The following is an 8,549-nucleotide window of genomic DNA, read 5'->3' as shown; positions in this document are numbered from 1 at the left end:
CAGGTGCCATCTCGGCCGACGCCGCTGACGTCTCGGCTCAGCCGAGCACCAGCACCAGGTCGCCGCCGTCGACGGACTGGGTGCCGGAGAACGCGAGACGCGAGACGGTGCCGTCGATGGGGGCGGTGATGGCGGCCTCCATCTTCATCGCCTCGATGGTGGCGACGGTGTCGCCGGCCTTGACCGACTCGCCGGCCGCGACGGTGATGGTGACGACACCCTGGAACGGTGCCGCGACCTGGCCCGGTACGGCGGGGTCGGCCTTCTCGGCGGCGGCGACCTCGGCAGCGACGGAGCGGTCACGCACCCCGATCGGACGCAGGTGGCCGTTGATCGTCGCCATGACGGTGCGGATGCCGCGCTCGTCGGGCTCGGAGACGGCGGTGAGCCCGAAGATCACCGTCTTGCCCTCGGAGATCTCGACGACGTGCTCCTCGCCCTCGCGCAGGCCGTAGAGGTAGTCGAGGGTCGAGATCACCGACACGTCGCCCCACTTCGAGCGCGCCTCGTTGAAGTCCTTCGTCGGTCCGGGGAAGAGCAGCCGGTTGAGCGTGCCGCGACGGTCGGAGACCAGCCCGGCGGCGTCCTCGGCCGACAGCGCCGGCGACGGCTCCTTCCAGGTGCGTCCCGCGGTGGCCTTGCTGCGGAACGGCTCGGGCCAGCCACCCGGCGGGTCGCCGAGCTCCCCGTTGAGGAAGCCGATGACCGAGGCCGGGATGTCGTACGCAGCCGGGTCGGCCTCGAACGCCGCCGGGTCGGCACCGGCAGCGACCAGCGAGAGGGCCAGGTCGCCGATGACCTTCGAGGACGGGGTGACCTTGGGGACGCGGCCGAGGATCTGGTTGGCCGCGGCGTACATGTCCTCGATCTGCTCGAACTTCTCGCCCAGCCCGAGCGCGATCGCCTGCTGACGCAGGTTGGAGAGCTGGCCGCCAGGGATCTCGTGGCGGTAGACCCGGCCGGTCGGCGCGGGCAGCCCGGACTCGAAGGGCGCGTAGACGCGGCGTACGGCCTCCCAGTAGGGCTCGAGCGAGTTGACCGCCGCCAGCGAGAGGCCGGTGGCTCGCGCGGTGTGGTCGGTCGCCGCCACCAGCGAGGAGAGCGGCGGCTGGGAGGTGGTGCCGGCCATCGATGCGGTCGCGGCGTCGACGGCGTCGACGCCGGCCTCGATCGCGGCCGTCAGCGTGGCCAGCTGGCCACCGGCGGTGTCGTGGGTGTGCAGGTGCACCGGCAGGTCGAACCGCTCCCGAAGCGCGGTCACCAGGGTGCGCGCCGCGGGCGCCCGCAGCAGCCCGGCCATGTCCTTGATCGCCAGCACGTGCGCCCCGGCGGAGACGATCTCCTCGGCGAGTCGCAGGTAGTAGTCGAGCGTGTAGAGCTTCTCGTCCGGGGAGGAGAGATCGCCGGTGTAGCACAGCGCCACCTCGGCGACAGCGGTCCCGGTCGAGCGCACGGCATCGATCGCCGGCCGCATCTGGGAGACGTCGTTGAGGGCGTCGAAGATCCGGAACACGTCGATGCCGGTCTCCGCGGCCTCCGAGACGAACGCGTCGGTGACCTCGGTCGGGTAGGGCGTGTAGCCCACCGTGTTGCGACCGCGCAGCAGCATCTGCAGGTTGATGTTGGGGATCGCCTCGCGCAGCTGCGCCAGCCGCTCCCACGGGTCCTCGGAGAGGAAGCGCAGAGCCACGTCGTACGTCGCCCCGCCCCAGGCCTCCATCGACCACAGCTGCGGCGTCAGCCGCGCGACATGGCCGGCGACACCGAGCAGGTCGGTGGTGCGGACCCGGGTCGCCAGCAGCGACTGGTGGGCGTCACGGAAGGTGGTGTCGGTGACCGCCACCGCCTCCTGGGCACGCAGCGCGGCCGCGAAGCCCTCCGGCCCGAGCTCGCGCAGGAGGTCACGCGACCCCGCCGGAGGCGCGACGGACATGTCCACCGCCGGCAGCTTCGAGGACGGGTGCAGCGAGACCGGTGCGGCCCCGTGCGGCTGGTTGACGGTCACGTCGGCGAGGTAGGTGAGCAGCTTGGTGCCGCGGTCGCCGGAGGCGCGCGCGGTCAGCAGCTGCGGGTGGGTCTCGATGAACGAGGTCGTGATCGAGCCCGCGATGAAGTCGGGGTCGTCGAGCAGCGCCTGCAGGAACGGGATGTTCGTCGCGACACCGCGGATCCGGAACTCCGCCACGGCCCGGCGGGCCCGGGTGACGGCGTCCTCGAAGGTGCGCCCACGACAGGTGAGCTTGGCGAGCATCGAGTCGAAGTGCGGCGAGACCTCGGCGCCGGCGTACGTCGTTCCACCGTCGACGCGGATGCCGGCGCCGCCGGGGGAGCGGTAGGTGGTGATCATGCCCGTGTCGGGACGGAAGTTGTTGGCGGGGTCCTCGGTGGTGATCCGGCACTGCATCGCTGCGCCGCGCAGCTGCACGGAGTCCTGGCTGAGGCCGAGGTCGGCCAGCGTCTCGCCGGCGGCGATCCGCATCTGCGAGCGGACCAGGTCGACGTCGGTGACCTCCTCGGTCACGGTGTGCTCGACCTGGATGCGCGGGTTCATCTCGATGAAGACGTAGTTGCCGGCGGGATCGAGCAGGAACTCGACGGTGCCCGCGCACGAGTAGCCGATCTCCTTGGCGAACCGCACGGCGTCAGCGCAGATGCGCTCGCGCAGCTCGGGGTCGAGGTTGGGCGCGGGCGCGATCTCGACGACCTTCTGGTGGCGACGCTGCACCGAGCAGTCACGCTCGAAGAGGTGGATGACGTTGCCCTCGCCGTCGGCGAGGATCTGCACCTCGATGTGACGCGGCTCGACGACGGCCTGCTCGATGAAGACGGTCGGGTCGCCGAAGGCGGCCTCGCCCTCGCGCATGCAGGTCTCGACGGCCTCGCGGAGCTTCTCGGGGTCGTCGACGCGCCGCATCCCGCGACCGCCACCACCGGCGACGGCCTTCACGAACAGGGGGTAGGGGAGAGCGGAGGCGGCGGAGACGAGCTGGTCGACGTCGGTGGACGGCTCGACGGACTGCAGGGTGGGTACGCCGGCAGCCTTGGCCGCCGCGATGGCGGTGGCCTTGTTGCCGGTCAGGGTGAGGACCTCCGCCGACGGCCCGATGAACGTGATCCCCGCCCGGGCGCAGGCCTCGGCCAGCGCCGGGTTCTCGGAGAGGAACCCGTAACCCGGGTAGATGGCGTCCGCGCCACTCTGCTTGGCGACCTCGACGATCGCGTCGGGATCGAGATACGCCCGGATCGGATGACCGAGCTCCCCGATCTGGTAGGCCTCGTCGGCCTTCAGCCGGTGCTCTGAGCCCCGGTCCTCGTAGGGAAAGACGGCGACCGTCTTGGCGCCGAGCTCAAAGCCTGCACGGAAAGCTCGGATCGCGATCTCGCCGCGGTTGGCTACCAACACCTTCTTGAACATGGCGGCCACGGTACCCATCCGAAGTGCTTCGTCCAGGTTATGGGACGATTTCGCCCAGTTAGTGGACGTTAAGAAGCCGTGACGATGGAGCCTCGGCGTCGTCAGCTCTGGTCGCCCTCGCGGGTCCGGCCGAGGAGCGCATCCTGCTGCTCGGCCATCTGCTGTCGCAGGCCGCCCACGACCGCGGCCACGGCCGGCCGGCGCCAGGACTCGGGATGCACGACCGCCCAGTAGGGCAGCCGCTGGTGGATCTCCTCGTGGAGCATCCGGACGAGGTCGGGGTGACGGTCGGCCATGAAGCAGGGGAGCAGACCGAGGCCGGCCCCGGCACGGGTCGCCTCCACGTGGACGAACACGTTCGTCGAGGTGACGGCGTCGCGGATGCCGGGCAGCAGGCGGCGGGGGATGTCGAGGTCGTCGACCTGGAGCATCGAGTCGACGAAGTAGACCAGGCGGTGGCGTACGGCCTCCTCGATCGTGCCCGGGGTGCCGTGGCGCTCCAGATAGCCGGGGGAGCCGTAGAGGCCGAGCTCGTACTCACCGAGGTGGAGCGCGCGACCACGCATGACCGCCGGCTCGCCGACCACCACCTCGATGTCGACGCCGGAGCGGTGCTGCGCCGCCTGCCGGGTCACGGTGACGATCTCGACCGCGAGCTCGGGATGGTCCTGCCGCAGCGCGGCGACCGCCGGTGAGGCGATGTACGCAGCGAACCCGTCGGTCGTCGACATCCTGACCACGCCGGCCACCGGGTCGGCGGGCTCGTCCGCGGCCAGCCGGGCCAGCGACTCGGCGACGCCCTCGGCCGCTCGTGCCGCGCGCTCGCCGAGGGCGGTCAGCGCCCACCCGTCGGAGCCACGCACCAGGACCCGGCCGCCGAGGGCACGCTCGAGCGCGGAGATGTTGCGGCTGACCGTCGTGTGGGTCAGGCCGAGCGAGCGGGCGGCGGCGGTGAAGCGGCCGCTGCGGGCGACCTCCAGCAGCACCAGCAGCTGGTCGGCGGACGGCGGCGTCGGCGAGGTCGTGGCCATCGGGTCACCCTAGCCTGCGATGTGCATTTCCGTTCATCGCGTGTGCCAACATGAGCGTTGCAAGCACATTATGATCACTGTCACACTCCCAGCCATGTCCATGACACAGCCGGGCGCCACCGCCGCCCCCAACGACCAGAGCCTGCTCCGCAGGACCGTGGCGGCCTCCATGGCCGGCACGGTCGTGGAGTGGTACGACTTCTTCCTCTACGCCACCGCCTCGGCGCTCGTCTTCGCCAAGGTGATCATGCCGGCCACCGGCAACGCCTACGACGCGATCATCGCGGCCTTCGTGACCTACGCCATCGGGTTCGTCGCCCGGCCGCTGGGCGGCGTCGTCTTCGGCCACATCGGCGACCGCCTCGGCCGCAAGTACACGCTGCAGCTGACCATCATGCTGATCGGTGTCGCCACCGTGCTGATGGGCTGCCTGCCGACGTACGACCAGATCGGTCTGGCCGCACCGATCGCGCTGGTGCTGCTGCGGTTCGTGCAGGGGCTCGCGCTGGGTGGTGAGTGGGGCGGCGCCGTCCTGCTGGTCGCCGAGCACGCTCCCGACGAGCGGCGGGCTACCTGGGCCGCGTGGCCGCAGGCCGCGGTGCCGGTGGGCAACCTGCTCGCCACGCTGGTGCTCACGCTGATGACCATCACGCTGTCGGACGCCGCGTTCCTGGCCTGGGGCTGGCGCGTCGCGTTCTGGCTCTCGGCCGTCGTGGTCCTGGTCGGCTACTTCATCCGCCGCTCGGTCACCGACTCGCCGATCTTCGAGGAGGCCAAGGCCGAGCAGAGCGACGCCGCCTCGGCCGGCTACGGCGTCTTCGAGGTGCTGCGCCGCTACCCGCTCGGGGTGCTGAAGGGCATGGGTCTGCGGTTCGCGGAGAACATCATGTACTACCTGGTGGTGTCGTTCTCGATCGTCTACCTGGTCGAGGACCAGAAGATGGACCAGGGGGCGCTCCTCGGTCTGATCGCGATCGCGCACGCCTGCCACTTCTTCTTCATCCTCGCCGTCGGCCGTCTCGCCGACGGGGTGGGCCGCAAGCCGGTCTACCTGGTCGGGGCGGTGCTCGGCGCGACCTGGGGCTTCTGGGCCTTCCCGATGCTCGACACCAAGAGCAACGTGGCGATCTGCGCCGCGCTGATCGCCGGCCTGGCGATCCATGCCCTGATGTACTCCACCCAGCCCGCGATCATGGCCGAGATGTTCCCGACCCGGATGCGCTACTCCGGCATCTCGATCTCCTACCAGGTGACCTCGATCTTCGCCGGCTCCCTCGCACCGCTGCTGGCCATCGCCTGGCTCAAGGACACCGGCACCTGGACCAACACCGCGGTCTACCTCGCCGTGGCGGGCATCATCACCGCGCTCGTCGTCCTCACCCTCAAGGAGACGAAGGGCGCCTCGCTGCGTGCGCTGGACCGGGCCGACGCCGATCGTGAGGCCGCACGCGAGGTGAGCCCGGCGTGACCTCGACCATCTCGGGCGCCGTCGATCCCGGACGTACGCTGCAGGGCCGGCGGGCCCTGGTCACCGGCGGCGCGTCGGGGATCGGTGCGGCGGTGGCCCGCGAGCTCGCCGCCCGCGGCGCGCGGGTCGTCGTCGCCGACCTGGCCGGCGACGCCGCCCACGCCCTCGCCGAGGAGATCGGCGGCGAGGCGTGGGTGGTCGACCTGACCGCCACCCACGAGCTCGACGACCTCACCCTCGAGGTCGACGTCCTGGTCAACAACGCCGGCATCCAGCGGGTCAGCCCCATCGAGAAGTTCGATCCCGACGACTTCCGCAGGATCCACTCGATCATGCTGGTCGCGCCGTTCCTGCTGGTCAGGGCCGCATTGCCTTACATGTACGCCAACGGCTGGGGCCGCATCGTCAACATCTCCTCCGTGCACGGCCTGGTCGCCTCCCCCTTCAAGAGCGCCTACGTCTCGGCCAAGCACGGTCTGGAGGGACTCTCGAAGGTCACCGCCCTCGAGGGCGGTCCGCACGGCGTGACCAGCGTCTGCATCAACCCCGGCTACGTGCGTACGCCGCTGGTGGAGAAGCAGATCGCCGATCAGGCAGAGGTGCACGGTGTGGATGCCTCCGAGGTCGTCGAGCGGGTGCTGTTGCAGGACGTGGCGGTGAAGCGGCTGGTCGAGCCCGACGAGGTCGGCTCTCTGGTCGGCTGGCTCACCGGCCCTGACGCCTCGATGGTCTCCGGTGCCTCGTGGGCCATCGACGGCGGCTGGAGCGCCCGCTAGCCCCATCCCGCTCAGGCCTGCGTACGCCACCAGTCCACCGTCGCCTTGGCCCCGGTCTCGAGCGGGGTGGGGGACAGGCCGAGACGCGACTCGCTGGCCGAGGAGTCCAGAACGAACGGCTTGTCGAACTGGTAGACCATCTCGGCCAGCTCCCGGGTGCCGGCATGCACCGCCCCGATCGCCTTCAGCGCCCAGGTGGGGATCCGGCCGACCCGCGGCGCTTCGACCCCGGCGACGTGGGCATAGAGACGGACGAGGTCGCGCTGGGAGATCGCCGGGGCGGTGGGAGCGTGCAGGAAGGAGTTCCACAGGCTCTCCTCGTCGGCCGCCCTGATCATCGCGGCGCCGAGGTCCGGGACGTACGTCCACGAGTGCGGTGCGTCCGGGTCGCCGAGGACGCGCATGGTGCGGCCGGCCAGCACCGTCGGGACCATCCGCTCGCCGGCGTGGGCGGTACGCACCAGCGGGCCGTAGAAGTCCGAGGCCGCGACGCTGACGGTCGGTGTCGGGGAGGCGTCGCGGGCGCGGAGCAGCTCGACGCGCACCGCGGGCTTGCCGAAGTCGGCGTTCCGCGGGGTCTGCTCGGTCATCGGGCCGGTGACGTGGCCGTAGGCGTAGAGGCTCTCCGGGAAGACGACCACGGCGCCGGCCTGTCCGGCGGCCTCGAGCACGATCTTCCCGGCTCGCGGGAGCTCGGCGCGCCACGTCTCCGCGGCGTAGGCGCTGCCGTGCATGCAGTGGAAGACCGCGCGGGTTCCGGTGGCCGCCCGGGTGACCGTCTCGGCGTCGGTGGCGTCCCCGCGGAGGCGCTCGATGCTCTCGTGCACCGGACCGCTCCCGGAGCGGGTGAGGAGGCGTACGCGGTCGCCGCGGGCGGCGAGCTGCTGGGCGATGGTTGCGCCGACGGGGCCGGCGCCGATGACGAGGTAGGTGCTGTTCATGGCTGTGTCCTTGGTTTCGGTGGTCGAGCCCTTCGACAGGCTCAGGAACCACCTGTGGAGACTCCGAGAGCAGTGCTCTCGGAAAGAGTCTGGCGTGGGTCGTCGACAAATGCAAGAGCACTGCTCACTTTTGTTGACAGCGCTCTCTCGATCGGGACACGATGGCGCCATGACAGCCACCTCACGAGACGGCACCCCACGCGAGCGGGCGCGGGCGCAGACCATGGACGAGATCGTCCGGATCGGCCGCGAGCACCTGGCGGTCCACGGCGCCGCCGCGCTCTCGCTGCGCGCGGTGGCCCGCGACCTCGGGGTGGTCTCCTCGGCCGTCTACCGCTACGTCAAGAACCGCGACGAGCTGCTGACCCTGCTTCTCGTCTCCGGCTACGACGAGCTCGGCGACGCCGTCGACGCTGCCGTCGCGGCCGCCCCCGAGGACGACCACCGCGCCCAGTTCCTGGCGCTCGGCCGCGCGGTCAGGACCTGGGCGCTCGCCGAGCCGGCGACGTACGCGTTGCTCTTCGGGTCACCCGTCCCCGGCTACGCCGCGCCGGACGAGCGCACCAGCGTGCCGGGCGCCCGCGTCCCGACCGCGATGCTGCGGGTGTGTGCCGGCGCGCTCGCCGCCGGCCGGCTGACCGTGCCGGAGGGAGACGACGGGATCTCGCCCGCGCTCGCCGTCGGGCTCCAGGGCATCCGCGACCAGCTCGGTCTCGATCTGCCCGATGCTGCGCTCACCCGCGGCGTACTCGTCTGGACCAGCCTCTTCGGACGCGTCAGCTTCGAGGTCTTCGGTCAGTTCGGCCCCGACCGCTTCGGTGACCCGGCCGGCCTCTTCGAGCTCCATCTGACGACCCTGGCCGGCCAGCTCGGGTTGTGACGGTTCGTCTAGGTACGCAGGAAAACCGTCACTTCCCT

General features: G+C 71.1%; 6 protein-coding genes. 3 read left to right on the top strand and 3 right to left on the bottom strand.

All coding sequences use genetic code 11. The annotated features are described in order from the left end of the window. Positions 1-37: 37 nt before the first annotated feature. Together ACFVDI_RS28120 and ACFVDI_RS28115 are read right to left on the bottom strand one after the other, a co-directional pair. The gene (locus tag ACFVDI_RS28120; protein WP_378912179.1) at positions 38-3,415 is read right to left on the bottom strand and encodes a pyruvate carboxylase; all 3,378 of its coding nucleotides are present in this window, start codon (positions 3,413-3,415) and stop codon (positions 38-40) included. Positions 3,416-3,516: 101 nt separating this feature from the next. After that, complete coding sequence (locus tag ACFVDI_RS28115; protein ID WP_378912178.1) at positions 3,517-4,446, bottom strand: LysR family transcriptional regulator; 930 nt, start codon at positions 4,444-4,446, stop codon at positions 3,517-3,519. A 94-nt stretch (positions 4,447-4,540) separates the two neighbouring features. Here ACFVDI_RS28115 and ACFVDI_RS28110 point away from each other — a divergent pair, with 94 nt between their 5' ends. Together ACFVDI_RS28110 and ACFVDI_RS28105 are read left to right on the top strand one after the other, a co-directional pair. Beyond that, positions 4,541-5,914: an MFS transporter gene (locus ACFVDI_RS28110; RefSeq protein ID WP_378912177.1), complete on the top strand. Its 1,374-nt coding sequence runs from the start codon at positions 4,541-4,543 to the stop codon at positions 5,912-5,914. Next, the gene (locus tag ACFVDI_RS28105) at positions 5,911-6,690 is read left to right on the top strand and encodes a 3-hydroxybutyrate dehydrogenase (RefSeq protein WP_378912176.1); all 780 of its coding nucleotides are present in this window, start codon (positions 5,911-5,913) and stop codon (positions 6,688-6,690) included. The genes ACFVDI_RS28110 and ACFVDI_RS28105 overlap by 4 nt, the downstream gene beginning before the upstream one ends. Before the next feature lie 11 nt (positions 6,691-6,701). On the opposite strand, the gene ACFVDI_RS28100 is transcribed toward ACFVDI_RS28105, so the two are convergent. Continuing rightward, positions 6,702-7,631, bottom strand: coding sequence for an NAD-dependent epimerase/dehydratase family protein (locus tag ACFVDI_RS28100; RefSeq protein WP_378912175.1), 930 nt, complete (start codon positions 7,629-7,631; stop codon positions 6,702-6,704). Positions 7,632-7,800: 169 nt separating this feature from the next. Here ACFVDI_RS28100 and ACFVDI_RS28095 point away from each other — a divergent pair, with 169 nt between their 5' ends. Then, entirely contained in the window at positions 7,801-8,511 is a 711-nt protein-coding gene (locus ACFVDI_RS28095) for a TetR/AcrR family transcriptional regulator (protein ID WP_378912174.1), read from the top strand. Positions 8,512-8,549: the final 38 nt, after the last annotated feature.

The organism is Nocardioides sp. NPDC057767 (assembly GCF_042798275.1).
Lineage (GTDB): Bacteria > Actinomycetota > Actinomycetes > Propionibacteriales > Nocardioidaceae > Nocardioides.
This window is presented reverse-complemented; position numbering and strand designations above follow the sequence as displayed.